This window comes from Streptomyces cirratus (assembly GCF_014650775.1).
GTDB lineage: Bacteria > Actinomycetota > Actinomycetes > Streptomycetales > Streptomycetaceae > Streptomyces > Streptomyces cirratus.
The window spans coordinates 63,670-89,451 of sequence record NZ_BMVP01000011.1 but is presented as its reverse complement, the minus strand read 5'-3'; the positions used below and the strand labels follow the sequence as shown (position 1 = coordinate 89,451).

Annotated in this window: 22 protein-coding genes and 1 pseudogene; 13 read left to right on the top strand and 10 right to left on the bottom strand. The window is 73.7% G+C overall.

Annotated elements, in window-relative coordinates:
• The first annotated feature begins 2 nt into the window (after positions 1–2).
• The 6 genes and pseudogenes from IE207_RS23945 (at position 3) to IE207_RS23920 (ending at position 7,360) form a co-directional block, all read left to right on the top strand.
• A complete protein-coding gene (locus IE207_RS23945; protein WP_190186347.1) occupies positions 3–1,385 on the top strand; it encodes an O-antigen ligase family protein in 1,383 nt (460 codons plus the stop codon).
• Positions 1,382–3,316 (top strand): murein biosynthesis integral membrane protein MurJ, encoded by a 1,935-nt coding sequence (gene murJ / locus IE207_RS23940; RefSeq protein WP_229873928.1) that lies wholly within the window; start codon positions 1,382–1,384, stop codon positions 3,314–3,316. The genes IE207_RS23945 and murJ overlap by 4 nt, the downstream gene beginning before the upstream one ends.
• Positions 3,306–4,082: a polysaccharide deacetylase family protein gene (locus IE207_RS23935; protein WP_190186346.1), complete on the top strand. Its 777-nt coding sequence runs from the start codon at positions 3,306–3,308 to the stop codon at positions 4,080–4,082. Before murJ ends, IE207_RS23935 begins: the two co-directional genes overlap by 11 nt.
• Positions 4,079–5,197: pseudogene (locus IE207_RS23930) on the top strand (glycosyltransferase); the annotation flags it as partial. The gene IE207_RS23935 and the pseudogene IE207_RS23930, both read left to right, overlap by 4 nt.
• A gap of 319 nt (positions 5,198–5,516) precedes the next feature.
• Entirely contained in the window at positions 5,517–6,221 is a 705-nt protein-coding gene (locus tag IE207_RS23925; RefSeq protein WP_190186344.1) for a YveK family protein, read from the top strand.
• On the top strand, positions 6,218–7,360 hold the full coding sequence (locus IE207_RS23920) for a GNAT family N-acetyltransferase (RefSeq protein WP_190186343.1): 1,143 nt from the start codon (positions 6,218–6,220) through the stop codon (positions 7,358–7,360). The genes IE207_RS23925 and IE207_RS23920 overlap by 4 nt, the downstream gene beginning before the upstream one ends.
• Positions 7,361–7,383: 23 nt before the next feature.
• On the opposite strand, the gene IE207_RS33400 is transcribed toward IE207_RS23920, so the two are convergent.
• Positions 7,384–9,015 (bottom strand): glycoside hydrolase family 26 protein, encoded by a 1,632-nt coding sequence (locus IE207_RS33400; RefSeq protein WP_190186342.1) that lies wholly within the window; start codon positions 9,013–9,015, stop codon positions 7,384–7,386.
• Positions 9,016–9,164: 149 nt separating this feature from the next.
• Here IE207_RS33400 and IE207_RS23910 point away from each other — a divergent pair, with 149 nt between their 5' ends.
• From IE207_RS23910 to IE207_RS23895, 4 genes are all read left to right on the top strand, one after another.
• Complete coding sequence (locus IE207_RS23910) at positions 9,165–10,565, top strand: carboxylate--amine ligase (protein WP_190186457.1); 1,401 nt, start codon at positions 9,165–9,167, stop codon at positions 10,563–10,565.
• Positions 10,566–10,702: 137 nt separating this feature from the next.
• Positions 10,703–11,980, top strand: coding sequence for an NAD(P)-binding domain-containing protein (locus tag IE207_RS23905; protein WP_190186341.1), 1,278 nt, complete (start codon positions 10,703–10,705; stop codon positions 11,978–11,980).
• Positions 11,981–12,315: 335 nt separating this feature from the next.
• A complete protein-coding gene (locus IE207_RS23900; RefSeq protein ID WP_373304762.1) occupies positions 12,316–14,415 on the top strand; it encodes a SpoIIE family protein phosphatase in 2,100 nt (699 codons plus the stop codon).
• Between the two features lie 82 nt (positions 14,416–14,497).
• Positions 14,498–14,665 carry a hypothetical protein gene (locus tag IE207_RS23895; protein WP_190186339.1) on the top strand — a complete coding sequence of 56 codons (168 nt, stop codon included), beginning with the start codon at positions 14,498–14,500 and terminating at the stop codon, positions 14,663–14,665.
• 202 nt (positions 14,666–14,867) lie between these two features.
• Here the strand turns inward: IE207_RS23895 and IE207_RS23890 are convergent, their stop codons facing one another.
• Positions 14,868–15,323 carry a DUF6299 family protein gene (locus tag IE207_RS23890; RefSeq protein ID WP_190186338.1) on the bottom strand — a complete coding sequence of 152 codons (456 nt, stop codon included), beginning with the start codon at positions 15,321–15,323 and terminating at the stop codon, positions 14,868–14,870.
• A 161-nt stretch (positions 15,324–15,484) separates the two neighbouring features.
• On the opposite strand from IE207_RS23890, the gene IE207_RS23885 reads away from it, so the two are divergent.
• Together IE207_RS23885 and IE207_RS23880 are read left to right on the top strand one after the other, a co-directional pair.
• Positions 15,485–16,096 (top strand): DUF4352 domain-containing protein, encoded by a 612-nt coding sequence (locus tag IE207_RS23885; RefSeq protein ID WP_190186337.1) that lies wholly within the window; start codon positions 15,485–15,487, stop codon positions 16,094–16,096.
• A 68-nt stretch (positions 16,097–16,164) separates the two neighbouring features.
• A complete protein-coding gene (locus IE207_RS23880; protein WP_190186336.1) occupies positions 16,165–16,659 on the top strand; it encodes a DUF5949 family protein in 495 nt (164 codons plus the stop codon).
• Between the two features lie 143 nt (positions 16,660–16,802).
• Here IE207_RS23880 and IE207_RS23875 read toward each other — a convergent pair whose 3' ends face one another.
• A complete protein-coding gene (locus tag IE207_RS23875) occupies positions 16,803–18,056 on the bottom strand; it encodes a cytochrome P450 (protein ID WP_190186335.1) in 1,254 nt (417 codons plus the stop codon).
• A 60-nt stretch (positions 18,057–18,116) separates the two neighbouring features.
• Positions 18,117–19,271, bottom strand: a complete 1,155-nt coding sequence (locus tag IE207_RS23870; RefSeq protein WP_229873927.1) for a low temperature requirement protein A — start codon at positions 19,269–19,271, stop codon at positions 18,117–18,119.
• 179 nt (positions 19,272–19,450) lie between these two features.
• Here IE207_RS23870 and IE207_RS23865 point away from each other — a divergent pair, with 179 nt between their 5' ends.
• The gene (locus IE207_RS23865) at positions 19,451–19,729 is read left to right on the top strand and encodes a hypothetical protein (RefSeq protein WP_190186334.1); all 279 of its coding nucleotides are present in this window, start codon (positions 19,451–19,453) and stop codon (positions 19,727–19,729) included.
• 10 nt (positions 19,730–19,739) lie between these two features.
• Here IE207_RS23865 and mscL read toward each other — a convergent pair whose 3' ends face one another.
• The 6 genes from mscL to IE207_RS23835 all read right to left on the bottom strand — a co-directional run bounded on the left by mscL (position 19,740) and on the right by IE207_RS23835 (position 25,750).
• Positions 19,740–20,264: a large conductance mechanosensitive channel protein MscL gene (mscL, locus tag IE207_RS23860; RefSeq protein WP_190186333.1), complete on the bottom strand. Its 525-nt coding sequence runs from the start codon at positions 20,262–20,264 to the stop codon at positions 19,740–19,742.
• Positions 20,265–20,411: 147 nt separating this feature from the next.
• Entirely contained in the window at positions 20,412–20,672 is a 261-nt protein-coding gene (locus tag IE207_RS34000; protein ID WP_308433656.1) for a hypothetical protein, read from the bottom strand.
• Positions 20,673–21,160: 488 nt separating this feature from the next.
• Entirely contained in the window at positions 21,161–21,994 is an 834-nt protein-coding gene (locus tag IE207_RS23850) for an S-methyl-5'-thioadenosine phosphorylase (RefSeq protein WP_190186332.1), read from the bottom strand.
• 78 nt (positions 21,995–22,072) lie between these two features.
• Entirely contained in the window at positions 22,073–22,372 is a 300-nt protein-coding gene (locus tag IE207_RS23845; RefSeq protein WP_190186331.1) for an FmdB family zinc ribbon protein, read from the bottom strand.
• Positions 22,373–22,480: 108 nt separating this feature from the next.
• Positions 22,481–23,779 (bottom strand): MFS transporter, encoded by a 1,299-nt coding sequence (locus IE207_RS23840; RefSeq protein ID WP_190186330.1) that lies wholly within the window; start codon positions 23,777–23,779, stop codon positions 22,481–22,483.
• 450 nt (positions 23,780–24,229) lie between these two features.
• Positions 24,230–25,750: a potassium/proton antiporter gene (locus IE207_RS23835; protein WP_190186329.1), complete on the bottom strand. Its 1,521-nt coding sequence runs from the start codon at positions 25,748–25,750 to the stop codon at positions 24,230–24,232.
• Positions 25,751–25,782 lie beyond the last annotated feature (32 nt).

Here is a 25,782-nt window from a genome sequence, read left to right as displayed (position 1 = left end):
GCATGACCCTCGCCGTATCGAACTCCCGCCCCCGGGGCCGCCCGTACGCCGGGCCGCTGCTGCGCCGGCACTGGCCGCTGCTGCCGCTGGCCGCGACCGTCCTGCTGCTGCTCGCCCCGCTGCCCGCGGGGGACGCGAGCACCTCCGGCAAGGTCGGTCCGGCCGACGCCGCGTCGCTGCTGCTCGTGGCCGTCTGCGCGCTGCGGGCCCTCCAGGGCCGGGTACGGGCGCTGAGCCCGCTGGGCGCGCTCGTCCTCGGGGCTCCCGCCGTGGGGCTCGCGGTGGCGACGGTGACGGCGGGGGACCCGTACGCGGCCCTGCCGGGGTTCGTGCGCTACCTCCAGGTCTTCGTGCTGGTGCCGGCGGCGATCGTGCTGCTGGTGCGGGACGCAGGGGAGTTCCGGCTGGCCGCGGGGTGCTTCGTGGTCCTGGCGCTGGTGCAGGGGGCGCTGGGCGTCGTCCAGTTCGTCACCCACACCGGCGCCTCGTACCAGGGCGCGGACATCCGGGCGGTGGGCACCTTCGGCCCGGGCGACGTCATGGGCATGGCCACGGTCGTCGCCTACGGGCTGGTCGTGGCAACCGCCGCCGCCCTCGCGCCGGGGCTGCCCGGCCGGGTACGGCGGATCGCGGGCGGCTGCGCGGCGGCGCTGACGGTGCCGCTGGTGCTCTCGTTCAGCCGGGGCGCGTGGATCGCGACGGCCGGCTCGGCGGTGCTGGTGATGGTGCTCGCCGGGATCCGGCGGGCGCTCAAGGTGGTCGTGGCCCTGGCGGCGGTGGGCGTGGTGCTGGTGGGCGGGTTCGGGGTCGGCTCCGAGATGGTCGCGGAGCGGCTGACCTCGATCACCCAGGTCTCCGACGCCCCCGACCAGTCGGTCACCGACCGGTACACGATGTGGGCCGCCGCCGAGTCGATGTGGCGGGAGCGGCCGGCCGCCGGGGTGGGCCTCAAGGGTTTCCCCGCCAACCGGGACGGCCACTCCTCGCTGGCGCTGTCCTCGGGCAGCGACACCGCGGGCGCCGGCCAGGCCTTCGTCAAGCAGCCGCTGCTGTCCCCGCACAACATGTACCTGCTGGTGCTGAGCGAGCAGGGGCTGATCGGGCTGACCGCGCTGGCGGGCGGCTGGGCCGCGCTGCTGGTCGCGGGCCTGCGCCGGTACGCGGCCGGCGGTGAACGCGGCCTGCGCGACTGCGGGCTGATCGCGGTCGGGCTGCTCGTGTGGCAGCTGACCGACTTCCTCTACGCCGACATCGGGGGGCCGTCGACCGTGCTGACCGGAGTGATCATCGGGCTGGCGGCGTGGTGGGCCCTGCCCGCCGGACCCGGGGGTGTCGCCGCCGTGCTCCCGGCCCGGCCCGTCCCCGAGGGGCCGGCCGGCCGGTGACCGACACGACGCCGTGGCGGCCCGCGGCCGCGGCGACCGACCTCGCCGCGGCCGCGGGCCGTCCGCCGGACCCGGAGCCCCCGTCCGCCGCGTCCCCCGCCGATCCGCCCGGGGAGCGCATCCGCCTGCCCCGCGCCGCCCGCCCGGGGCCGGCGGCGCCACCCGCGCCGGACACGGCGGCGCCCGGCACGGACGGGACCGGTGCGGCGGCCCCCGGCGCAGGGGCGGCCGACGGGGCCGACGCGTCCGGTGGGCGGGAAGCGCGGCGGGGCGCGGCCGGGGACGGCGGGCAGGACGGGCGGCGGGGCGGGAGCGGGCCGGCCCCCCTCGGCCGGTTCCTGGCCAAGGCCGCCGCCGTCACCGCCGGACTCACCGCGGCCGGAGCGGTGTTCGGCCTCGTACGGGACCAGACCATCGCGCACCTCTTCGGCGCCGGTCACGACAGCGATGCCTTCCTCATCGCCTGGACCGTCCCCGAGATGGCCTCCACGCTGCTCATCGAGGACGCCATGGCGCTGCTGATGGTGCCCGCGTTCAGCCACGCCCTGGCCCGCCGGGCCGCCAGCCGGGCCGGGCGCACCCGCAAGGAGGCCCGGAGCCAGGACCCCGTACGGCTGCTCGTCGGCGCCACCCTGCCCCGCCTCGCGGTGTTCCTGGCCGCCGTCGCCTCCGTACTGATCGTCGCCGCGCCGCTCGTCGTGGGCGTGCTCGCGCCCGGACTGCCCGACCCCGAACTCGCCGTCCAGTGCACCCGGATGACCGCGCTCACCGTCCTCACCTTCGGTGTCGCCGGGTATTTCAGCGCCGCGCTGCGTGCACACCGCTCGTTCCTGCCCCCCGCCGCGATCTACGTCTCGTACAACGTCGGCATCATCGGCACGATGGTCGCCCTGCACGCCCTGTGGGGGGTGCGCGCGGCGGCCGCCGGAGTCGCCGTCGGCGGGGCGCTCATGGTCCTCGTCCAACTCCCGGCGTTCATCCGGAACGTGGGCTTCGGTCCGAGCCGCGTGAAGGCGGCCCACCGCAGAGAACGCGACCGGGACCGGCCGACGCTGATGGCCTTCGGGCTGATCGCCCCGGTCATCTTCTTCGCAGTGTTCCGCCAGTCGCAGGTGCTCGTCGAACGCTTCCTCGCCGCTTCCCTGCCACCCGGCGCCATCTCGCACCTCAACTACGCGCAGAAGGTCGCGCAGATGCCGATGGTGCTCTCCCTGATGATCTGCACCGTCACCTTCCCCGTCGTCGCCCAGGCCATGGCCGGCGGCGAGCGCGAGAAGGCGCGCCGACGCGTGGAACAGGACCTGGCGCTCGCCTCGCTCGCCGTCCTGCTGGGCACCGCCCTCGTCATCGGGTACGCGCCCCAGATCATCCAGATCCTCTTCGAACGCGGTGCGTTCACCCACCACGACACCCAGGCCACCGCGTCCGTCATGCGCGTCTACGGCCTCGGGCTGCTGGGCCATTGCCTCGTCGGGGCGCTGAGCAGGCCCTTCTTCTCGACCGACCGGCCCACCTGGTTCCCCGCCCTCGCGATGGGCGCCGGGCTCCTCGTCAACATCGTGGCCGGCGCCTTCGCCGTCGGCTGGTGGGGCACGTACGGGATCGCCGCCGCCAACGCCGCCGGCATCACCACCGCCGCCGCCCTCCTCCTCACCGGACTCGGCTCGCGGATCGTCCCGATCCAGGTCCGCCGGGTCGCCGTCAGCATCGGCCGGCTCGCCGTCGCCGCCTTCGCGGCCTGCGCCACCGGCTGGATCGCCGGACCGATGATCCCCGACCCGCTGCTCAGCGCCGCGCTCGGCTGCCTGCTCGTCCCGGCCATGTTCGGGGCCACCGGGATGGCCATGCGGGCCCTGGAGATCACCGCCCTGCCCGAACAGATCAGCCAGCTCACCTCCCAGCTCACCCAGAGGTTCCGTCATGCCCGCTGACACCGACACGGCGCCCGCCGCCACGGTGGTACCACCCCGCCGGACCGCTTCCCCGTGGGTCCTGATGTACCACTCGGTCACCGAGTTCACCGACCCTGCCGAGGACCCGTACGGCATCACCGTCACCCCGGGCGCGCTGGAGGCCCAGCTGCTGTGGCTGCGCTCCCGGGGCCTGCGCGGGGTCTCCGTCGGCGAACTGCTGCGGGCCCGGGACGCCGGGCGGGACGCCGGGCTCGTCGGTCTCACCTTCGACGACGGCTACACCGACTTCCTGACCCGGGCGCTCCCGCTGCTGCGCCGCCACGACTGCACCTCCACCCTGTTCGTACTGCCCGGGCGGCTCGGCGTCGACAACGTGTGGGACCCACTCGGACCGCGCAAGCCGCTGCTCACCGCCGAAGGCATCCGGGAGGTCGCCGCGTCGGGCCAGGAGATCGGCTCGCACGGACTGCTGCACCAGGACCTCACCGCCGCGCCCGACGACGTGCTCCAGCAGGAGCTGCGCGGCAGCCGCGAGCTGATCCGCGAGCTGACCGGGACCCTGCCGGAGGGGTTCTGCTACCCGTACGGGCACCTCGACCCCCGGGTCGTGGAGGCGACCGAGGCCGCCGGGTACGGGTACGCGTGCGCCATCGACCCCGGCCGGCTCGCGGGACGGCACGCCATGCCGCGCACGCACGTCAGCCAGACCGACGGCGGGGCCCGGCTGCGCGTCAAGCAGCTGCGCCACCAGGGCCGACAGCTGGTGCGCGGGGTGCGGTGGTGAAGGCACTGCACATCATCACGGGGCTCGGCGTGGGCGGCGCCGAGCAGCAGCTGCGGCTGCTGCTGCGGCACATGCCCATGCGGTGCGACGTGCTGACGCTGACCAACCCGGGGCCGGTGGCCGAGGGGCTGCGGGCCGACGGGGTCCGGGTCGTACACCTCGCCATGAAGGGCAACCGGGACCTGGTCGCGCTGCCGAGGCTGGTGCGGTTCATCCGGCGCGGCCGGTACGACCTGGTGCACACGCACCTGTACCGGGCCTGCCTGTACGGGCGGCTCGCGGCCCGGCTCGCGGGGGTCCGGGCGGTCGTGGCCACGGAACACTCCCTGGGCGCGGCCGAGATCGAGGGCCGGCCGCTGTCGGGCGGGGTACGGGCCCTGTACCTGGCCGGTGAACGGCTCGGCTCGGCGACGGTGGCCGTCTCGGAGACGGTGGCGGCCCGGCTGGAGGCGTGGGGGGTGCCGCCCGGGCGGGTGCACGTCGTACCGAACGGGATCGAAGCCGCCCGCTTCCGCTTCGACGAGGGCGTACGGCGCTCCGCGCGGGCCAGGACCGGGCTTTCGGAACGGGCGTTCGTGGTGGGCGGGGTCGGGCGGCTGGTGCCGGGGAAGCGGTTCGACGTACTGGTGCGGGCCGTGGCGGCACTGCCGGGGGCGCACCTGCTGCTGGCCGGGGACGGCCCGGAGCGGTCCGCGCTGCGGCGGCTGGCCGGAGAGCTGGGGGCGCAGGGCCGGATCCACCTGCTGGGGGAGCGGGACCCGCTGGGGGACGGCGCGGACGGGGGGACACCGGGGGTCGCCGCGCTGCTGGCCGCGATGGACGTGTTCGTGTCGCCCTCGCGGGAGGAGGCGTTCGGGCTGGCGGTGGTCGAGGCGCTGGCGGCGGGGCTGCCGGTGCTGCACGTCACCTGCCCGGCGATCGACGACCTGCCGCAGGCGCAGGCGCCGGGGGCGCGGCGGATCGGGACGGGCACGCAGGAGCTGGTCGCGGCGCTGCGGGGGCACATGGAGGTGGGGGCGCGGCGCCTGCCGCAACCTCCGGTGGTGCGGCGGTACGACATCGCGCGGAGCGCGGAGCGGCTCCTCGCGGTCTACGACACGGTTCTGCCCGGCCGGAGCCCCGGCCCGGCCCCCGGCCCGGAGCTGCCCCGGCCCGCCGGGCGGGACGGCCGGGGCACCGCCCCGGAGCCCGCGCCCCGCGCCCTCCCGGCTGCCCCCGGGGGTGACCCCGCGGAGCCCGGTTCGCCCGCCCCGGAGCCCGCGCCCCGCACGCCCGCGGCGCCGGGTTCGCCCGCCTCGGAGCCCGCGCTCCACATGCCCGCGGCGCCGGGTCCGCCTCGTTCGCCGGCGGTCACGTCGGGTGAGTAGTCCTCCCGCAAGGGTCCCCGTACGGGGACCGAAGGAAGTCCCCTCCACTCAGGAAGCGAGCACGCACATGGCCGACACCGCCGACCAGAAGAAGAAGTCCGACCACCGACGCCGGATCCGGGTCCCGCGCCCGCCCGCGTGGTGGCCGTTGCCCGCCGCCGCGCTGCTGGGGCTGGTCGCCGGCGGGGCGTACGGGGTGCTCAAGGCGCCCGAGTACGCCGCCACCAGTTACGTCGTGGCCGTACCCAACGAAACCACCGAGCCCGCCACCGCACTCGGCTTCGCCCAGGCCTACGCCCGCATCGCCACCAGCAGCTCCACCCTCGCCTACGCCCAGCCCCGCGCGGGCATCGGCGCCCGGCAGTTGCGGACGCAGGTGCGCGCGGAGACCTCGCCCGACTCCCCGATGATCGCCATCACCGGTACCTCCAAGAGCCCGTCGGAGGCCGCCGACATCGCCAACGCCGTCGCCGACGCCCTCTCCCTGAGCAGCAACCAGGCCGCCAAGAACACCGGCGTGCAGCTGATCCTGTTCAACCAGGCCGTCGCACCGGCCGACCCCGCCTCCCCCTCCGCACCCGTCAGCGGCGCCGTCGGCATGTGCGCCGGCGGTCTGCTCGGCGGGCTGTGGCTGTTGGCCGGACCCACGCGGCGGCGGCGCGGGACGTCCGCCGTCGAGGCGGTCGGGGACGGGAGCGTCGTGGAGGAGTACGCCTCGCTGCCCGCACAGGGCGAGCCCGCCCCGGCCAAGGAGAAGGAGCCCGTGCGATGACTGCGGGCTGCACCGGGGCCCTGTCGGTGACGCTGTGCCGCGACCCCCGGCAGTTCGCCGCGCTGGCGGAGGAATGGAACCGGCTCCTGCGCGCCTGCCCCACCGCCACCCCCTTCCAGAGCCACGCCTGGCTGCACTCCTGGTGGCTCTCGTACGGCCGTGAGGGAAGGCTGCGGCTGCTCCTCGTACGGCGCGGCGAGGAACTGGTCGGGGCGGCCGCGCTGACCCTCGTACACCGGCCGTTGCCGCTGCTGGTGCCGCTCGGCGGCGGGATCACCGACTACTTCGACGTGCTCGTGGATCCCGGCCACGCCGACCAGGTCGTCCCTGCGCTGGCCCAGGGCCTGCACCGGGCCGCCCGCGGCGCGGTCGTGGACCTGCGCGAGGTCAGGCCGGGCGCCTCGGCCGAAGCCGTCTTCGAGGCCTGGCCCGGGGCCCGCGCCAAGCTGGCCGACTCGACCTGCATGGAGTTGCCGACGCTCCCGTTCGACGAGCTCGTCAAGCGCATGCCCGCGTCCGGTGCCCAGCGGGTGCGGGCCAAGCTGCGCAAGACCGACGCCGCCGGGATCGAGGAGCACGAGGTCACCGAGCACGAGGTGCCGGGGGCGGTACGGACACTGCTGCGCCTGCACGAGAAGCAGTGGCGCGGGCGCGGGGTCACCCCCGAGCACCTCAAGCCGCGCTTCGCCGAGCACCTCACGCGGGCGACCCGGCGGATGGTCCGGGCGGGCGAGGGCCGGCTGACGGAGTTCCGGCTGGACGGGAAGGTGGTGGCCGCCAACGTCACGCTGCTGTCCGCGGCGCTGAGCGGCGGCTACCTGTACGGGGCCGATCCGGACCTGCGCGACCGGAAGGTGGACATCGCCACCCTGCTGCTGCGCTACGAGACCGGCCGCGCGCTCGCCGAGGGCCGTCCGGTGGTGAGTTTCCTGCGCGGCAACGAGCCGTACAAGAACCACTGGCGGCCCGAGACGGTCGTCAACCAGCGGCTCTTGCTGTCCACGAACGCGCTCGCGCCCCTGCTGCGTCTGCACGAGTCGCAGCTGACCGGGCGCGAGCGGGCGGTGGGGGCGTTGCGCGAGGCCCTGCCGGCCGCCAGGGACTGGCGGGCCCGGCTGAACGAACTGCGGGTGCGATGACGGGAGGTACGCACCCGCGACCGCTAGAACGGCCAGAGCGAGCCCTTGCTCCAGTCGATCTTGATGCAGACGGCCTGGTTGCCGACGAGCTTGGACAGCCACTCGCCGAAGTTGATCGGCACGCACCACTGGGTGGTGTTCGTGCCGGACGGCTTCGGCTTGGGCGGCACCACGGGAACGTTGGGCGCGACGGGCACCGGCGGACTCGGTACGACCGACGGTGCGGGCGTGGGCGCGGGTGTGGCCGACGGGACGGGGACCGGGTCGGGGACGGGGTCGGGGACGGCCGGGACGACCGGCGGGACCGAAGGGCTCGCGGGGACCGGATCCGGTGTGCTCGGGACCGGGACCGGGACCGGGACCGGGGCCTCGGACACCGGCGCCTCGGGGGTGGGCGTCGGAGTGGGTGCCGGAGTCGGTGTGGGCGTGGGAGTGGGGGTCGGCGACGGCACCTGTGGGCTCGGCGCCACTGGCTCGGACGCGACGGGCGCCGGGACGGTGGGGCTGGGCACGACCGGCGGCGTCGGGGCGACGGGCGGCGTGGGCACGACCGGCGGCGTCGGGGCGACGGGCGGCGTGGGGGCGACGGGCGGCGTGGGGGCGACGGGCGGCGTGGGGACGACCGGTGGGGTCGGGACCACGGGCGTCGGGGTGACCGGGTCCGGCCTGTGCGGGGTCAGCGCGGTGCGGAAGGCCATGGCCGACCGCGGGTTCGCCTTGCACTGCCACACGCCGTGCGGGCAGTAGTCGGTGATGGTGTGGTAGAGCGGCTTGTGCTGCTCGATCCACTTGAGCATGCGCCGCACGTACTCGGGGTTGTCCCCGCGCCGGAACAGCCCCCACTCCGGGTACGAGATCGGCTTGCCGTGTGCTTTCGCGAAGTCGACGTGCTGCTGGAGCCCGTACGGCTGGCTGATCTGCTCGTCGAACGTCCGGCCGGGGGCCTGGTCGTACGAATCCATTCCGATGATGTCGACCACGTCGTCACCGGGGTAGCAGCGGGTCCAGCCGATCGCGTCCGAACCGCGGTTCGGGGCGAAATCGAACTTGAACTTCTGTCCGGGCACGGAGCGCATGGTGTTGACCACGCGCTTCCAGTACGCCTTCCACTTCTCCGGATCGGGACCGCAGCGGTGGGTGTACGTGGCCCCGTTCATCTCCCACCCGAGCACGATGACGGTGTCCGGGACGCCCAGGTCCACCAGCCGCTCGGCGAGCCGGCGGAAGTGCACGTCGTACTCGCCCCGCGCGCCGGCCCCGATCAGCCGGGCCACCTGCCAGTCCGGCACCCGGTCCTCGTTGCGCGCCTGCATGGGCACGTTGAGCACGAACATCCGGTCGTCCCGGGCCTGGCGCCACTCGGCCCAGTCCTCCAGGAAGTCGACGGAGCCCTCGATCCCGGCCCACCGGTCGCCGGGCAGATAGGTGTGCCCGACCCGGATCTCCTTGCCGCCCAGCCAGCGCGACAGGTACGGGATCCGGGCGACGCCGGGCGGCCCGTAGTCGAGGTAGGCGCCCATGGCGATGTCGGAGCCGGGACCGGAGCCGGCGGGCGGTTGCGGCTCCGGCGCCGCCAGAGCGGCGCCGGACGCGAGGAGTCCGGCCGTGACCGTACCGACGCAGGTGCTCGCCAGTCGGCGGTGTGGTCTGCGCATGGCATCTCCCGAGCTTCCTGAACCGGTGTGGTCACCAACGACGTTAGACATCACATCCGACGAATGGCCTGTCCGATGACCCATCAGTAGGCCATTCGCAGGTGCGTACCATTCCCGCTTGGTCCGACTAGGTGAAAGACACCGCTGCCATGCACGCGTTCGCCAACCATGTGCCCGCTGTTCTGCTCAGACTCGATCGCAATCCGTTCCACCACGGAACCCTTGGCGCCGTCAGATCCCTTGGCCGCAAGGGCGTGGAGGTCCATGCCGTCGTCGAGGCCGGGGGAGGTCCCATGGGACGTTCGCGGTATTTGCGCGCCGCGCACCCGGGGCCCGAGGGCGGCCTGGATCCGGAGGCGCCGGAGGCGTTGCTGGAGTGCCTCGTCGGGGTGTCCGAACGGATCGGGCGGCCGGCGGTGCTGGTCGCGATGGACGACCTGAGCGCCATCGCGGTGGCGCGGATCGCGCCGATGCTGACCGGGCGTTACCGGATCCCCCATCAGCCCGACGGGCTGCCCGCCCGGGTGGCCGACAAGGCGGAGCTGTCCCGGCTGTGCGCGCGCTGGGACGTCCCGCACCCCGAGACGGTGATCCCGGCGAGCGGGGCCGAGGCCGCGGAGGCCGTGTGGCGGCTCGGGCTGCCGGTAGTGGCGAAGTGGAGCCGGCCGTGGCTGCTGCCGGGGGGCGCCGGGCTGCGGAGCACCACGTTGCTGCACGGCGCCGCCGAGGCGCGGCGGCTGTACGAGCGCTCGGCGGAGGCGGGGAGCCGGCTGCTGCTCCAGCGGTTCCTGCCGGCCGGTACGGACACGGACTGGTTCTTCCACGGGGCCTTCGCCCGGGACGGCCGCCCGCTGCTGGTCGGCTCGGGCCGCAAGGAGCTGTCCTGGCCGGTGCGGACGGGGCTGACGGCGGTCGGGCGGTGGCTGCCGGACCCCGCGGTGGAGGAGGCGGGGCTGCGGCTCGCCGAACGGCTCGGCTACCAGGGCATCTTGGACCTCGACTTCCGCCGGGACGAACGGGGCTGCTTCCGGCTGGTGGACTTCAACCCGCGGCCCGGGGCGCAGTTCCGGCTGTTCACGGACGCGAGCGGGCTGGACGTGGTCCAGGCGATGTACATGGACCTGACGGGGCAACGGGTACCGCAGCCGTCGGGCGGCCCCGGCCGGGTGTTCCTGGCGGAGAACTACGCGCTGCTGGCGGCCGTACGGGGACGGCGCCTGCCGTTCGCCCGGGGCGCGGGCCGGGATGCGGCGGCGGCCGCCGTCCCGGACGCGCCGCGCCGCGGGCGGGTGGAGGCGGCCTGGTTCGCAGCCGACGACCTCGTGCCGTTCCTGGCGATGCTGGCCGCCTTCCTCGGGCGGGGCGCCGACAAGGGCGCGCGGGTGCTGCGCGGGGTTCCCGCGCGGGGCCGGCGCACCGCCCGTGCGGTGGTCCGCGCGCCCCGCCAGCGGGGCCGTCAGCAGCCGTCGGCCGCTTCGGGCGGCCCGGCCACCCGCAGCGCCGCGCCGCCGGAGGCCCCGGCAGAACCGGACGAGCTGGTGACCCGGTGATCCGGTGATCCGGTGAGAGCGACGGCCCCCCGTCCCGCCCGGCGGGCCGTGCGGGGGGTCCGTCGGCCGGGGCGAGGACCGCACGCACGAAGGCGCGGCCGGGCATCCATGGGACTGGAAGGACAGTGATGACGCGGATGGACGATCTCGTGGTGGTCGGCGCGGGACCGTACGGGCTGTCGATCGCCGCGCACGCGGCGGCCGCCGGGCTCGGGGTACGGGTCCTGGGACGGCCCATGGCGTCCTGGCGGGACCACATGCCCGCCGGCATGTACCTCAAGTCGGAGCCCTGGTCCTCGAACCTGTCCGCGCCCGACGGGCGGTACACCCTCGCCGACTACTGCGCCACCCGCGGACTGGCCGCCGAGCACGGCAGTCCGCTGCCGATCCGCACGTTCAGCGCGTACGGGCTCTGGTTCGCCCGGCACGCCGGCGGTCCCGGGGTGGAGGAGGTCACCGTCACCGAGGTGGCCCCGCGCGGCGACGGGTTCGTGGTCAGGACGGCGGAGGGACCGCCGTTGCTCACCCGCACGGTCGCGCTCGCCCTCGGGGTCATGCCGTTCGTGAACTTCCCCCGGGTGCTGCGGGACCTGCCGCCGAGCCACTACTCGCACAGCAGCGGCCACCGCGACCTCACCCGTTTCGCCGGCCGCGAGGTCGCCGTCCTCGGCGCCGGGCAGGCCGCCCTGGAGACCGCCGCGCTGCTGGCCGAGGCGGGGGCCCGGCCGTGTCTGGTGGCCCGGCGCCCGCGGCTGGACTGGAACACCGTCCCGCAGCCCCTGGAGCGGCCGCTGACCCGCGCCCTGCGCGACCCGCACAGCGGCCTGGGCACCGGCTGGCGCAGCTGGGTGTGGTCGGAGCTGCCCTGGGCGGTGCGGAGGCTGCCCGCCGCCACCCGGGAGCGGATCGCCGCCACCGCTCTCGGGCCGGCCGGGGCGTGGTGGCTGAGGGACCGCTTCGAGCAGCGGGTCCCCGTACTGCTCAGCCACCACCTGCACCGGGCCGTCGCGGTCGGCGAGCGGACCCGGCTCGGGCTGACGACGGCGGCCGGGGAGTCCGTCGTCCTGGACGTGGCGCACGTCATCGCGGCGACCGGCTTCACCCCGCAGCTGCGCCGGCTGGGGCTGCTCGACGCGGGGCTGCGGGCCGCGCTGGCGACCGTGGGCGACGGCGGTACACCGCAGCTGGGCCCGCGCTTCGAGTCCTCGTGGCCCGGCCTGTTCTTCGCGGGGCTGCTGACGGCTCCCTCGTTCGGCCCCTCCATGCGATTCGTGCACGGCGCCGGCTTCACGGCGGGGAGACTGGTGAAGGGAGTGCTGGGCCGTCTCGGCGGCCGGGGCCCGCTGCCGGGCTCCCCCGGCGGGACCCGGGTCGACCGGGCGCCGGCGGGGTATCCCAAGACGTATCTGCGGTGAGCGGCGTCGGTGCGCTGAGAAGGGGTCGTGATGGGCGGCGAACGAGCACAGGGCGGCGGCCGTGGCTGGGTGCGCATTCCGGCGAGCCGCGGGGAACAGTCCCCGGCCGGGAACGGCGCCGGACCCGCTCCCGGTCCAGGCGGCTCCGGTTACCGTTCCGGCCCCGGTCCCGGCCCCGGTCCCGGTCCCGGTCCCGGCGAGCAGTACACGATCTACCTCGCCCTCCTCTCGCGCTGGCGAGAGGCCGGGCGGACCCTTCCGGGGCATCCTGACGAGGAGTGGGAGCGGCTCATTTCCCAGCCGTGCTGGCCCGGCCGTTAGGTGGTGTGAGTCTCTTGGCAGCGGCGGAGCGATCCGACGGACCCGGCTCGGACGGTCCGGAATCACGGGAGGCCCTGACCGGCCCCGGGGAACGGCTCGCCCTGAACGGCATGGGCAGCTTCGACTGGGACCTGGACACCGGGGTGCTGGTGCTGGACGACGCCGGCCTGACCGTCTTCGACCTGGAGCGGGAGGAGTTCCACGACACCCCGGAGGGACTCGGGCTGCGGATCCCGGCCGATGACAGCGCGCGCCTCGCGGACACCGTGCAGGGCGTCCTGGACGGCGGGGAGGACACGTACGGCGCGTACTTCACCGTGCGCCGGCGCGACGGCCGCGACCAGTGGACGCACACGCAGGGCCGCGTGCTGCGCGACCCCGGCGGCAGGCCCGTACGGATCGTCGGGATCGTCCGGGACGCGACGGCCGAACTCGCCCAGCTGACCGCCCTGCGGAAACTGGAGACGGCCCGCGCCCACCAGGCGACCATCGTGCAGCGCACCACGCAGGCCCTGTCGCGGGCGGTGACCGTCGACGACGTGACGGCCAGCCTGACCGGCGCGGGCGCGCTGGAGCGGCTCGGTGCGGACGGACTGGCGCTGGGGCTGGTCGAGAACGACGCCATCAAGATCATCGCGCTGAGCGGGGAGAGCCTGGAGATCCTCAGCGAGCGGCAGTTCACCCGGCTGGACGGTTCGCTGCCGCTCTCCCACGCCGTGGTCACCGGGCAGGCGCGTTTCGTCACCTCGCTCACCGCACTCGGGGCCGAGTTCCCGCTGCTCGCCGACTACCTCGAACGGATCCCGTACGACGCGGCCGCCTACCTCCCGTTGATCGCGCAGGCCAAGGCGATCGGCGGGCTGGTGCTGTTCTACCGGCGGCGCAGCGAATTCAGCCCCGAGGAGCGCAACCTGTGCCTGGGCCTGGCCGGCATCGTGGCCCAGTCGCTCCAGCGGGCCCTGCTCTTCGACCAGGAGCGGGAGTTCGCCACCGGACTCCAGGCCGCGATGCTGCCCCGCCGGATCCCCGGGATCAGCGGCGGGGAGATCGCCGTGCGGTACCACTCGGCCTGGAGCGGGCGCGAGGTCGGCGGGGACTGGTACGACGTGATCGCGCTGCCCCGCGACCGGGTCGGCATCGTCGTCGGCGACGTACAGGGCCACGACACGCACGCGGCGGCCATCATGGGCCAGCTGCGGATCGCGCTGCGGGCCTACGCGGGCGAGGGGCACCCGCCGTCCACGGTGCTCGCGAGGGCCTCCCGCTTCCTCGCCGAACTCGACACCGAACGCTTCGCGACCTGCATGTACGCACAGGTGGACCTGGAGACGGGAGGCGTACGGGCGGTCCGCGCGGGCCACCTCGGGCCGCTGATCCGGCACACCGACGGCCGGACCGGCTGGCCCAACGTGCGCGGCGGCCTGCCGCTCGGGCTGGCTTCGGTGTTCGAGCAGGAGGAGTTCCCCGAGACCCGCCTGGACCTGGTGCCCGGCGAGACGCTCGTGCTGTGCACCGACGGGCTGGTGGAGGAACCCGGGACCGCCATCACGCAGGGCATGGAGGCGCTCGCCCACGCGGTGCGCAGCGGTCCCGAGGACGCCGGGGCCCTCGCCGACCACCTCTCGGACCGGCTCTGGGAGCGCTGGGGCTCCGGGGACGACGTGGCGCTGCTGGTGCTGCGCCGGGCCCCCGACCCGGGCACGCAGCGCGCGCCACGGATCCACCAGTACATCCACCAGGCGGACCCGGAGGGCCTCTCGGAGGCCCGTTACGCCCTTCGCCAGGCGCTGCGCGACTGGGGCATGCCGGAGCTCGCCGACGACGTGGAGCTGGCGGCGGGGGAACTGCTGGTCAACGCCCTGCTCCACACGGACGGCGGGGCGGTGCTGACGATGGAGGTGCTGCCCGAGCCGGTCCGGCGGATCCGGCTGTGGGTCAAGGACCGCTCCAGTGTGTGGCCACGGCGGCGCACCCCGGGGGAGTCGGCGACCACCGGGCGGGGGCTGCTCCTGGTGGACGCGCTGGCCTCGCACTGGGGGGTGGAGTCCCGGGGCGAGGGGAAGGCCGTCTGGTGCGAGTTCGAGGCGACGGGCCTGCCGCGCTCCGGAACGTGACCGATATGTCACGGGTTGTGCGGTTCGGGGTGTGGGGCGATGATGCGGCCATGGAACCGACGTGTGACGCGGGGATCGTGACGTGCGCCGCCTGAACGGGCGGGCCGCCGGCGGGATCCTGGCCCTGCTCCTGCTGCTTGCCGGCGTCCCGGCGGTCGTGGACTGGACGACGGGCCGCCCGCACGCGGACCCGGGCTGCCAGACGGTCGCGTTCATGTCGATGACCGGCGTCGCACCGCACTGCCGCTGACGGCCCGCAGCCTGGCGCCTGCCGCTGACGACCCGCCGCGCACCGCCTGCCGCCCGCCAGCGCGCCGCCTGGTGCTGTGGCCGGGAAGGTTCGCCCGGATGCCGCGGCGGCGGCCGTCCCGCCCGGTAGCGGCGGCTACCGGGCGGGGGGCAGCGGCTACCGGGCGGGGGCGGCGCTATGCCTCCCGGGCCCGCGGTCCCGGTCACCGGTGGTCGACCACCTCGACGCCGTGGACGTCCTCCGCCAGGGTGTCGATCGACTTCGGCATGATGCCGCCGCCGGCCCGGTTGACCCGCTGGAGCCGCGCCTCGACGCCCGCCTCACCGGCGTGCAGGCCGGGAGTCCAGGCGATCCTGGCGTGGCTGTCCCACTCGTGCACCGCGCCGTCACAGACGGGCTCCTCGTCCGCGTTGCTTCCGAGGCGGACCGAGTCCTGGACGACCACGGTCATCAGCTGGACCGCCCCCGCGGGTGACGGGTCGTTGCAGACATACGTCCCGGAAAGGGTGATCGTTCCGTCCGGCGTGATGTGGACGTACGGCTGTACGGAAATCGTATTGGTGTAAGAAGTGGCGGTGGCGGGGGTGGCGAATACCGCTGCGGCGGCCAGTGCGGAGAACGCGGACAGGGCCATTCGGGGGCCGGTCAGGGCCATCATTCCTCCAGGTGGATGTGGGTGACGGAATTCCGCCGGAACGCATTGTGCTGGCAGTCGGGCGCCGATGTGCTTCGCGGGCTCGTGTCGGTGTGTGCAATTCCCCGCCCGGGCGCGTGAAACTGGCCGGAATACATCCCCGAAGATCCCCGAAGGGATCCCGTATGCGCAGCCACTTTGCTTCCGCCCTCGCCGTCGCCGCCCTCCTCCCCTGTCTGCTGCTCGGTGCCACCGCCTGCCAGAGCGCGCCCGCGGGGGACGCGTCGACCGTGGCGGCGCCCGCCGTCCCGGTGGACGACGGGGCGCCCGGCGCAGGTGAGGACCCGGCCGGGCCCGGCGCGCAGGCCGCGCCCGGCGCCGCGAAGGACGCCCATGTGGGTGAGTCCGTACGGGTGCGGGGGCGCCAGGTGGGCCGTCACCTGGAGGTGGTGCTCAACGCGTACGTGGACCCGGCCGTCAGCGTCGACAAGAACTTCGCGCCGGCCGCCGGGACGCGCTGGGTGGCCGCCTCGATGTCGTTCGTCAACGTGGGCGGCGCTTCGTACGGGGCGCTCGGTCGCATGTGGGCGTACGACAGTGCCGGCGGGCGGCACGCGGTGGTGCCCACCGGTGAGCTGACGACGGGCAAACCGCTCGTCTTCGATTCCCTCGCGGTCGCTGAACGGGCCGAGGGGTGGGTGGTGTTCGAAATCCCCGAAAAGGTGCGCGTCGTGCGGCTCCAGTACCAGGACGCGAACATCCAGGCGAATTCGGGCGGGGGATTCTGGGCGGTCTAGCGGCGCCGTAGCCCGCCCGGGTGAAAGGCCGTGAAAGGGTCGCGGGAGAGAGCACTAAGGTGCGGCGCATGACTTCAACCCAAGCCGAAATCGACCGGTCCGAACTCGGCACCCTCTCGGTGCTCGCCTGGATCGGCGACCCTTCCGAAGGCCACGACATCCCGTACCTCCTCGCCTACACCCTCGGCGACGGCCCGAAGGGCAAGGAGGCCGGTGAGGCGGCCGCCCGCGGGCTGCTGGAGGAGATCGGGCTGCCCATCGGCGACGTGGTCATGGACGGCACCCGCAACCCCTCCACCTTCGCGGTGCAGATCGTGCTGGCGGGCAACCAGGTCGCGCTCACCCTGCCCGGCCTCAACGCCACCTGCACCGCCCCCGACGAGTGGGTGACGGCGGCGACCGAGAGCGGGCAGGCGTACTTCCTCTTCGCGACCACCGCCTGGCCCGAGGCCGTCCCGGGCCGGCCCGTGAGCCCGGAGCTGCTCCAGGCGTTCGCGGGCGACGAGGCGGTGCTGACCGGCAGCGCCCACTGCGTCATCACGGTGCAGAGCCTGCGCCAGTAACCCGGCGCCCCGTCTCCGGCCGCCGGGCCCCCAGCCGACCCGGCGGCCGACCGGCACCCCCGGGCCGGCCGCCCCCCCCAGCCGACCGGCACCCCCACCGGCCGCACCCCCGGGCCGGCCGCCCGGGAGCCGGCCGTCCTTCGTCAGGGCTGGTCGAAGGCGAACCGGAGCGAACGGACCCGGTTGTCGAAGCTGGAGCCCGCCAGATCGGGCCGGCCCACCGCCCGCAGCCCCACCGGCCGGGTCAGCAGTTCCCGGAACAGCGCCTTCATCTCCACCCGGGCCAGGTGCGCGCCCAGGCAGAAGTGCGGGCCGCCGCCCCCGAACCCCAGGTGCGGGTTGGGCGAGCGGGTGATGTCGAAGGCGTCCGGGTCGGGGAAGACCGCCTCGTCACGGTTGGCGGAGGCGTAGTACAGCACCACCTTGTCGCCCGGCCGGAACAGGTGGCCGCCCAGCCGGTGTTCGGCGTTCACCGTCCGGCGGAACTGGATGATCGGCGTCGAGTGGCGGATCATCTCGTCCACCGCCCCGTCGGCGTACGTCTCGAAGTCGCCGAGCAGCAGGTCCCGCTGGCCGGGGAAATCGGTGAGCAGGCTCAGCCCGTGGGTGATGGCGTTGCGGGTGGTCTCCACCCCCGCCACCATCAGCAGCGAGAAGAACGCGCCCAGCTGTCGCGCCCCGAGCGCCTGGCCGTCCACGTTGGCGCAGACCAGCGCGGAAATCAGGTCGTCCTGCGGATTCCTGCGCCGCTCGCGCCCGATCCCCGCGACCATCCGCTGCATCCGGGCCAGCGCCCGCAGACCCCGCCCGGGCATCCGCAGCCGCGCCGCGAGGCCCCGCTCGACCCCGATGTTCTCGGAGGCGTGGTTGACCCGGTCGGCGATCTCCGGCCGGTACCGGTCCGGGATGCCCATCATGTTGCAGATCACCTCCAGGGGCAGCCGGGAAGCCACCGCCGAGACGAACTCGTCGGGCCGGTGCGCCAGTACGTCGTCCACGATCCGGGCCGCCACCGCGTGGATGTCCGCCTCGGCCGCGGCCAGCAGCCGGGGTGTGAAGGCGCGCTGCACGATCTTCCGCAGCTGCGCGTGGTCCGGCCCGTCCAGATTGACCATGGAGTCCCCGAACAGCGCCCGCACCCAGCGGGCCGGTTCCGGGGTGGTGACCCCGGGCGCGCTGGCGAACACCTTCGGAAGCCGGCTCGCCTCCTGCACGTCCGCGTGCCGCACGAGGGCCCAGTGGCCGCGCCCCCGGCCCTCGGTCACGAACACCGGGGCGTCCAGCGCCCGCAGCCGTGCGAAGGCGGCCAGGCGGTCCTCGGGGGGCAGTTGCCAGAAGGCCGGATCGGCCAGCTCCTGCCCGGGCCGGTCCGCGTAACGCTGTGCCGGGACTGTCATGGCCCGCACCTTCTTCCTCGTCGTCTGTGCAGTCGCCGTGCCGCCCCCGACCGTCTGTACTCACGCACCAGAACGCGTCCGCTCGGTCAAGGTCACGCCCACCGCCACCGAGGCCCCCATGACGAGGCCGGCCCACAGCACCGCGTACTCCCCGGTCCATGCACAGGCGAGGATCGCCAGCGCCGACAGCGGAAGCAGCAACTGCTGGGCCGTCGTGCGCTTGAAGTGGCGGGCGTGCAGGAACCAGACGGCCGCCAGGTACAGGGCGGTGGGCACGGTGACCGTCAGATTGGCCGCCAGCTGCGAGATGTGGGCCTGTCCGACAGCGTGCTCGACCGCCACTTCCATCCCGGCGCCGACGGCCGCCGCCGCACCGAGGATCACGTAGTGCCCGTAACCCCAGGGGATCGCCTGGCGGTCGGTGGACAGCCGCTCGTGCGCGGGGACCGCGAAGTAGATCCACCAGGCGCCGAAGACGATCAGCAGGCCGCCGGCCGCGATCGGCAGCAGCACACCCAGTGCCTCGTGCTCGTCGAGGGCGGACTGAACGGCGACGGTGCTCGCCGAGACCGTCTCGCCGAGGACGATCAGGGTGAACAGGCCGTACCGCTCCACGATGTGGTGGGGGTGCCAGGCCGTCTGGTGATGCCTCTCGGCGATCACCGGGACGGAGAGCTCGGCCAGCACCAGCACCAGGAACAGCCAGCGCCGTGCCTCCACCGGAGCCGCGAGCATGGCGATCCAGCCCGCCTGGCACACCACCAGACCGGCGGCGTAGATCAGCGCCGAGCGCCGGGCCGGGCCGCTCTCGCCCGCGGCGGCGCGCAACCACTGTGCGGTCAGCGCGATGCGCATCACCACGTAGCCGACGACCGCCACGGTCCAGTCCTGGCTGTCGAAGGCACGCGGCACCCCCGCCGCGTAGATCAGCACACCGGCGATCTGGACCAGGGTCGCCACTCGGTACGGGATGTCGTCGCAGTCGTAGGCGGAGGCGAACCAGGAGAAGTTGAGCCAGGCCCAGAACACCCCGAAGAAGACGAAGAGGTAGCCGGTGATGCCGGCGCCGACGTGCCCCTCGGCCAGTGCGTGGACCAGCCGTCCCCCGGCCTGGGCGACCGCGACGACGAAGCAGAGGTCGAAGAACAGCTCCAGCGGCGTCGCGGTCCGGTGCGCCTCGTCCGTGCGCCGGGCGGTCATAGGTACGTAGATCATGACGCCCAGGACAGCAGCCCTCCGCCGGCCGGCACCCGAGGCGCGCGGGCCCGCGGTGAAACGGGGGGCCGCACGCCGCCCCGCGTCTCGCGATGTGAGCCGGTGGTCCTACGCCGGCAAGGGCCCGGGGGCCTGCGGCTGAGCGGTGGCTCCGGCTGGAGCGGCCGTACCCTGAGGGCATGAGCACCGCCCCCGCCTCCGACCGCCAGGACCCCGCGGACCCGTCGGGTTCCACGACCGGCCCCGCGGCCGCCGCGCCCGCCACGGCGGCGAAGCCCCAGCCGAGGTCCCGGCCGAAGCCCGAGTTCAAGCCGAAGCCGAAGCTCGACTTCGGCGACCCGCTCGACCAGCAGTCCTCGGACGACACGGACCGCGGCTGGGGCGAGCGGCCCCCCGCCGGCGGCAGCGCGGCCGACCTGGCCCGCTTCCTCGACGAGAAGCCCCCGCACCACGCCTGAGCGCCGGGGCTCAGACCGAGCCGTCGCGCCCCTGACCGTAACCCGGTCCCTGGGACTGGGCGTGGCCGCCCGCCGGGCCTGAGCCGGTGCGCTGGGCGACCAGGTTGTCGCGGATCTCCTTGAGGACCTCCAGCTCGGTGATCTCCATGGTCTCCTGGACGCCTTCCCGGGCCTTGCGCCGCTCCTCCGTCCTGGCCAGGTACTTGGCCATCGGCAGCACCATCAGGAAGTAGACGACCGCGGCGGTGATCAGGAAGGTCAGCGTGGCGTTCAGCACCGAACCCCACATGATGTTCACGCCGGTGGGTTCCCCCTTCGCGTCGACGCCGCACGGGGCCTTCAAGCAGGACGAGTAGACGTCCAGGTTCTTCGTGCCGAAGGCACCCACCAGCGGACTGATGATCCCCTTCACCACGGAGTTCACGATGTTGGTGAACGCGGCGCCGATGACCACGGCCACCGCCAGGTCGACGACGTTGCCGCGCATCAGGAAGGCCTTGAAGCCTGCCAGGACGCTCTCGTTCTTCTTGCTCACGACTGAGCCTCATCTCGCATCTGCGGAACCATCTGCGGAACCATCTACGGAACACGGAGCCAACCGTTCCGAAAAATACGGCAGCCGGGACCCCGCCTGTCCAATTGAGGCCCGTCCCAAGACGGTGTGACCGGCCACCTGTCCGATTCAGCACAGTGTCACCGCCAGCCGTGACACGCTGCCGGCGCCCACCAGGGCCCGCGCGGTCTCCCGGGGCACGGACAGGACCACCAGGGCCCCGCCGTCGCCCGGCACCTTCTCCGGCTCCGGCACCCGCGCGACCCGGGCCGCGACCGCGACCACCCGGGGCTGCCCGGCGCGCTCAGCCGCCACCACGTCCACCCGGTCCCCGGGCCGCAGCAGCCGCACCGTGGCCCCGTCCGCGATGCGTACGGGCGCCGACGCCATCCGCGCGACTGCGGGCGGCGGTCCCGCATCCGGGGGCCCGGCGCCCCGATATGCCCGCGCCTCCGTCCCACCCACCGCAAGGGCGGCCGCAACGACGGCCAGCCCGGCAGCCCCCGCCCGCCGCCGGCGTCGCAGGGCGCGCCTGAGGCGGTCCCCGCCACGCCCCACGCGCAGCGGCGGGAAGAGCGGTACGGGGCGACCGGGCAGGCACGCGGGAGTCGGGCCCGAAGAGCCCGAAGAGCCCGAAGAACCCGAGCCCGACGAGGAAGGGAAAGAAGACGAGGGAGAACAGGAAGGGGACACGGACGGGGAGAGCTGCGGGGAAAGGAACGCGGACATGCTGAACACCGCCTGGCTGTGAGTTCGGTGCCCGGACCCGGCGTCCGGACACCCCTCACGATCCGTCCCGGCGGCGGATCCCGCTCGCGCCTGTGGACGGTCCCCAGGTTGTGGAAAACCCCGTCACCCCCAGGGGTGGGTCCGGGCCGCTACGGCAGCTCGATGCCCAGGTCCCAGCCGTCGTGCGCGTGCGTGCACAGGCAGTCCCGGGACTCCGTCGGCGGCAGGGCCGCGACCGCGTCGAACAGGACCTCGCGCAGCCGCCCGACGTTCTCGCCGAACACCCTCAGCACCTCCGTGTGGGAGACGCCCTCGCCCGTCTCGGCGCCCGCGTCCAGGTCCGTCACCAGGGCCATCGAGGTGTAGCAGAGGCCCAGCTCCCGCGCGAGGACCGCCTCCGGGTGCCCGGTCATACCGACCACCGACCACCCCATGGCCGCGTGGAAGAGCGATTCGGCACGCGTCGAGAACCGGGGGCCCTCCACCACGACCATCGTGCCGCCGTCCACCGGCTCCCAGCCGCGCCCGCGCGCCGCACCCATCGCCGCCGCCCGGCCGAGCGGGCAGTACGGGTCGGCGAAGGTGGTGTGCACGACGTTCGGCACCGATCCGTCCGGCAGCGGCTCCCCGTCGAAGAAGGTCTGCGCCCGGGACTTCGTACGGTCCACCAGCTGGTCCGGCACGAGCAGCGTGCCCGGCCCGTACTCGGTCCGCAGACCACCGACCGCGCACGGCCCCAGCACCTGACGCACGCCGACCGAGCGCAGCGCCCACAGGTTGGCGCGGTAGTTGATCTTGTGCGGCGGCACCGTGTGGCTGCGCCCGTGCCGCGGCAGGAACGCCACCGACCGGCCGGCCAGCTCGCCCAGGTACAGGGAGTCGCTGGGGGGCCCGTACGGGGTCTCCACCCGTATCTCGGAGACGTCCTCCAGGAAGGAGTAGAACCCCGAACCGCCGATGACACCGATCTCTGCGTTCGCCATACCGGTCACCCTAGCCGGGCACGCGCAAGGCCCCGCTGCCCAGGTGGGGGCTGCGGGGCCTTACGGAATGCGGACGGGTCAGGCGGCCGAGGTGGAGCTGCTGCTCGTGGTCGACGAGGTCGACGACGAGGCGGCCGGGGCGGCCGGCGCCGACGTCGTGGACGAAGCCGGCTTCGAAGCAGGCGTGCTGCTCGACGACGCACCGCGGCTGTCGTTCCGGTAGAAACCGGAGCCCTTGAAGACGATGCCGACCGCAGAGAACACCTTCTTCAGGCGTCCGTCGCAGTTCGGGCACACGGTCAGTGCGTCATCGGTGAACTTCTGCACGGCCTCAAGGCCCTCACCGCACTCGGTGCACTGGTACTGGTAGGTCGGCACGAATTTCCTCCTGGCACTCTCACTCAATGAGTGCTAACGACGCTCCATGGTGACGTATTCCGGCGGAACAGTCCACCGATCTCGGCCGCGCGGTGACCGACACCACCCTCAGACGGTGGTGAGGTCCCGCTGCCGGCCCCGGTCTTCCCGGCCCTGCGGGGTGTCGGAAGAGCTGACGATCCTGCCGCCCGCCCTCGGCGCGAGCTTCGCCCGCAGGGACAGCAGCGTGACCAGCGCCAGCGCCGTGGCGGCCGCCGGCACGAGGAACCCGTACGAGGACCCGTGCGCGTCCGTCAGGCGGCCGGCCACGATCACGGCGATGGCCTGCCCGAAGGCGACCGCACCGGTCAGCCAGGTGAAGGCCTCCGTGCGGGCGTTCGCCGGGATCAGCGCCTCGATCATCGTGTAGCCGGTGATCAGGGCCGGGGCGATGCACAGACCGACGAGCAGGCCGATGGCGGCCAGCAGGACCATCGAGTCGGCGGTCCACAGCAGCGACGCGGTGGCGGTCAGCCCGATGTAGCCGAGCAGCAGCCGGCGGCGCGGGCCGATCTTCCAGGCGATGGCGCCGCAGGCGATGCCGGCGAGCATGTTGCCCGCCGCGAAGACGCCGTACAGCAGGCCGTTCGCGCCGGGGTTGCCCATCTCGCTGGAGAAGGCGGCCATCGAGACCTGCATGCCGCCGAAGACGGCGCCGATCCCGAGGAAGGCGACGATCAGGACGCGCAGGCCCGGGAAGGACAGGGCCGAGGCGCGCTCGCCGCCGGTGGCGGTCTGGGCGTGCCCCTTGGGCTGGGTGGCGCGCTGGGCGGCGAAGAGCAGGCCGCCGAGCAGCGACAGGGTGGCTTCGGTGATGAGGCCGGCCGAGGGGTGCAGGCCGGTGCACAGCGCGGTCGCGAGGACCGGGCCGACGACGAAGGTGAACTCGTCGGTGACGGACTCGAACGCGGCGGCGGTCGGCAGCAGCGGCGAGCCCTCCAGCTTGGCGGCCCAGCGGGCCCGGACCATCGGACCGACCTGCGGTACGGAGGCGCCGGCCGGGATCGCGGCGGCGGCGATGGCGAGGACGGGGGCTCCGAGCAGCGCGAGCGCGACCAGGGCGCTCACGGCGGCGGCGTGGACGAGTACGACCGGCAGCAGGACGGCGCTCTGGCCGTGCTTGTCGGTCAGGTTGCCCATCAGGGGGGCGCACAGCGCCATGGAGATGCCGGTGACGGCCGAGACGATGCCGGCGTTGGCGTAGGAGCCGGTGGTGTGCTGGACGAGCAGCAGGATGCTGATGGTCAGCATGCCGAACGGCAGGCGGGCGGCGAAGCCCGGGAGCAGGAAGCCGAGGGCGCCGGGAGTGCGCAGGAGCTGCCCGTAGCCGGGGCGGGCGGACGATTCGGTCGTGACCGCGGATGTCACGGCCTTGCCTTTCCGCTGCCTGGTAGAACTCCCCGTCTGCGGACGGTGCGTCACCTTGTGGGCGAGTCGCACCCGTACATGTGGGAGCCCCGAGAGCTGTCCTCTTGCGCAGAACCGAGTGATACCTGGGCGCCCACTGCGGGGGCCACGGCCGCTTTGCGGTCGCGCCAGCTCTGCGTCAGGCAGAGTTGGTTCGTTCTGGTGTGCCTTTATCGTACAGGCAGAGCTCCCCTTGCGTCCTGTGATTCCGGCGACAAGTTATGGGTTCACCTGCGATTAACTGGAAGTTCGCATTCCGCATACCCGCAAAGCAGGGCAGAAACACGCACCGAACCGCGAAATCACAGATTTAGAACGTTGCTCTAACGCTCCGCTCAGGCCCGCCGGCACTCCGCTCCGGCCCCGTTTCCAGCCCGCTCCGGCCCGACCACAGCCCGCTCCGGCCCCGTTTCAAGCCCCGTTCGAGCCCGCCCCCAGCCACCCCGCGAGCTTGCCGCCCCGCGCGACCGCCCGGAGCCGAGCCTCCGCCGCGTCCCGCACCTGGTCCGTCGCCACCACCAACAGCTCGTCCCCCCGGCGCAGTACCGTCGACGGCGCCGGTACGAAGCTCTTGGCGTCCCGGACCACCAGCGTCACCGACGCCCCGGCCGGGAGCCGCAGCTCACCGACCTCCACGCCGTGCATCCGCGAGGCCGGCGGTATGGCGAAGGACAGCAGGTGCCCGCGCAGCTTCTCCAGCGGCGCGGACTCGATGCCCAGGTCCGCCGCCTCGTCCGTGGCGCCGAGTTCGAGCTTGCGCGCCAGCCACGGCAGGGTCGGGCCCTGGACCAGTGTGTAGACGACGACGAGCACGAAGACGATGTTGAAGACCCGGTCGCTGCCCTCGATCCCGGTCACCATCGGGATGGTGGCCAAGATGATGGGCACGGCGCCACGAAGGCCCGCCCACGACATCAGGGCCTGCTCCTGCCACGGGATCCGGAAGGGCAGCAGGCTGACGAACACCTCCAGCGGCCGCGCCACCATCGTCAGCACCAGTCCGATGATCACCGCGGGCCAGAAGTCCCCGGCCAGCTCGTGGGGGGTCACCAGCAGGCCGAGCAGGACGAACATGCCGATCTGGGCGATCCAGCCGAGCCCGTCCGCGAACCCCCGGGTGGCGGGCCAGTGCGGCAGCTTCGCGTTCCCGAGGACCATCGCCGCCAGGTACACCGCGAGGAAGCCGGAGCCGTGCGCCATCGCGCCGGCCGCGTACGCGGTGATCGCGATGGCCATCACGGCGATCGGGTAGAGGCCGGAGGCGGGCAGCGCCACGTGCCGCAGGCCGTACGCGCCCACGAAGCCCACCGTGAGGCCGATGGCGATGCCGATGGCCAGTTCGAGGGCGATCTTGCCGATCAGGACGTACCAGTCGTCCACCGGTCCGACGGTCGCGAAGGACACCACCAGGATGACCACGGGGGCGTCGTTGAAGCCGGACTCCGCCTCCAGCACACCCGTCACGCGGGACGGGAGGGGCACCTTGCGCAGCACCGAGAAGACGGCCGCGGCGTCGGTCGAGGAGACGACCGCGCCGATCAGCAGGGCCTGGCGCCACTCCAGCCCGACCAGGTAGTGCGCCCCGGCCGCCGTGACCCCCACGCTGATCGCCACCCCGACGAGGGAGAGTGCGATCGCCGCCGGCAGGGCCGGTTTGATCTCTTTCCACTTGGTGCCCAGACCGCCCTCGGCGAGGATCACGACGAGTGCGGCGTAGCCGATGACCTGGGTCAGCTCGGCGTTGTCGAAAACGACGTTGCCTATGCCGTCCTGGCCTATCGCTATGCCTATGCCGAGGTAGATGAGCAGGCTGGGCAGACCGCTGCGCGAGGAGACGCGTACCGCCGCTACCGCGACGAGCAGCACGAGCGAGCAGACCAGCAGGAGCTCATTGAGCTGGTGGACAGTCAGCGGGCGGCCCTTTCCCTCCATGTGCCGTGACGGATCGTTCCTCCGGAGGCACG

Bases quoted from the DNA above. Each gene is read 5' to 3' on its own strand.
- IE207_RS23865 (WP_190186334.1), top strand. From the start codon at position 19,451: ATGAGCACCGCCCCCGCCTCCGACCGCCAGGACCCCGCGGACCCGTCG.
- IE207_RS23880 (WP_190186336.1), top strand. From the start codon at position 16,165: ATGACTTCAACCCAAGCCGAAATCGACCGGTCCGAACTCGGCACCCTC.
- IE207_RS23920 (WP_190186343.1), top strand. From the start codon at position 6,218: ATGACTGCGGGCTGCACCGGGGCCCTGTCGGTGACGCTGTGCCGCGAC.
- IE207_RS34000 (WP_308433656.1), bottom strand. From the start codon at position 20,672: ATGGCGTCGGCGCCCGTACGCATCGCGGACGGGGCCACGGTGCGGCTG.
- IE207_RS23910 (WP_190186457.1), top strand. From the start codon at position 9,165: ATGCACGCGTTCGCCAACCATGTGCCCGCTGTTCTGCTCAGACTCGAT.
- IE207_RS23885 (WP_190186337.1), top strand. From the start codon at position 15,485: ATGCGCAGCCACTTTGCTTCCGCCCTCGCCGTCGCCGCCCTCCTCCCC.
- IE207_RS23925 (WP_190186344.1), top strand. From the start codon at position 5,517: ATGGCCGACACCGCCGACCAGAAGAAGAAGTCCGACCACCGACGCCGG.
- IE207_RS23870 (WP_229873927.1), bottom strand. From the start codon at position 19,271: ATGATCTACGTACCTATGACCGCCCGGCGCACGGACGAGGCGCACCGG.
- IE207_RS23905 (WP_190186341.1), top strand. From the start codon at position 10,703: ATGGACGATCTCGTGGTGGTCGGCGCGGGACCGTACGGGCTGTCGATC.
- IE207_RS23890 (WP_190186338.1), bottom strand. From the start codon at position 15,323: ATGATGGCCCTGACCGGCCCCCGAATGGCCCTGTCCGCGTTCTCCGCA.
- IE207_RS23850 (WP_190186332.1), bottom strand. From the start codon at position 21,994: ATGGCGAACGCAGAGATCGGTGTCATCGGCGGTTCGGGGTTCTACTCC.
- IE207_RS33400 (WP_190186342.1), bottom strand. From the start codon at position 9,015: ATGCGCAGACCACACCGCCGACTGGCGAGCACCTGCGTCGGTACGGTC.
- IE207_RS23875 (WP_190186335.1), bottom strand. From the start codon at position 18,056: ATGACAGTCCCGGCACAGCGTTACGCGGACCGGCCCGGGCAGGAGCTG.
- IE207_RS23945 (WP_190186347.1), top strand. From the start codon at position 3: ATGACCCTCGCCGTATCGAACTCCCGCCCCCGGGGCCGCCCGTACGCC.
- IE207_RS23835 (WP_190186329.1), bottom strand. From the start codon at position 25,750: ATGGAGGGAAAGGGCCGCCCGCTGACTGTCCACCAGCTCAATGAGCTC.
- IE207_RS23935 (WP_190186346.1), top strand. From the start codon at position 3,306: ATGCCCGCTGACACCGACACGGCGCCCGCCGCCACGGTGGTACCACCC.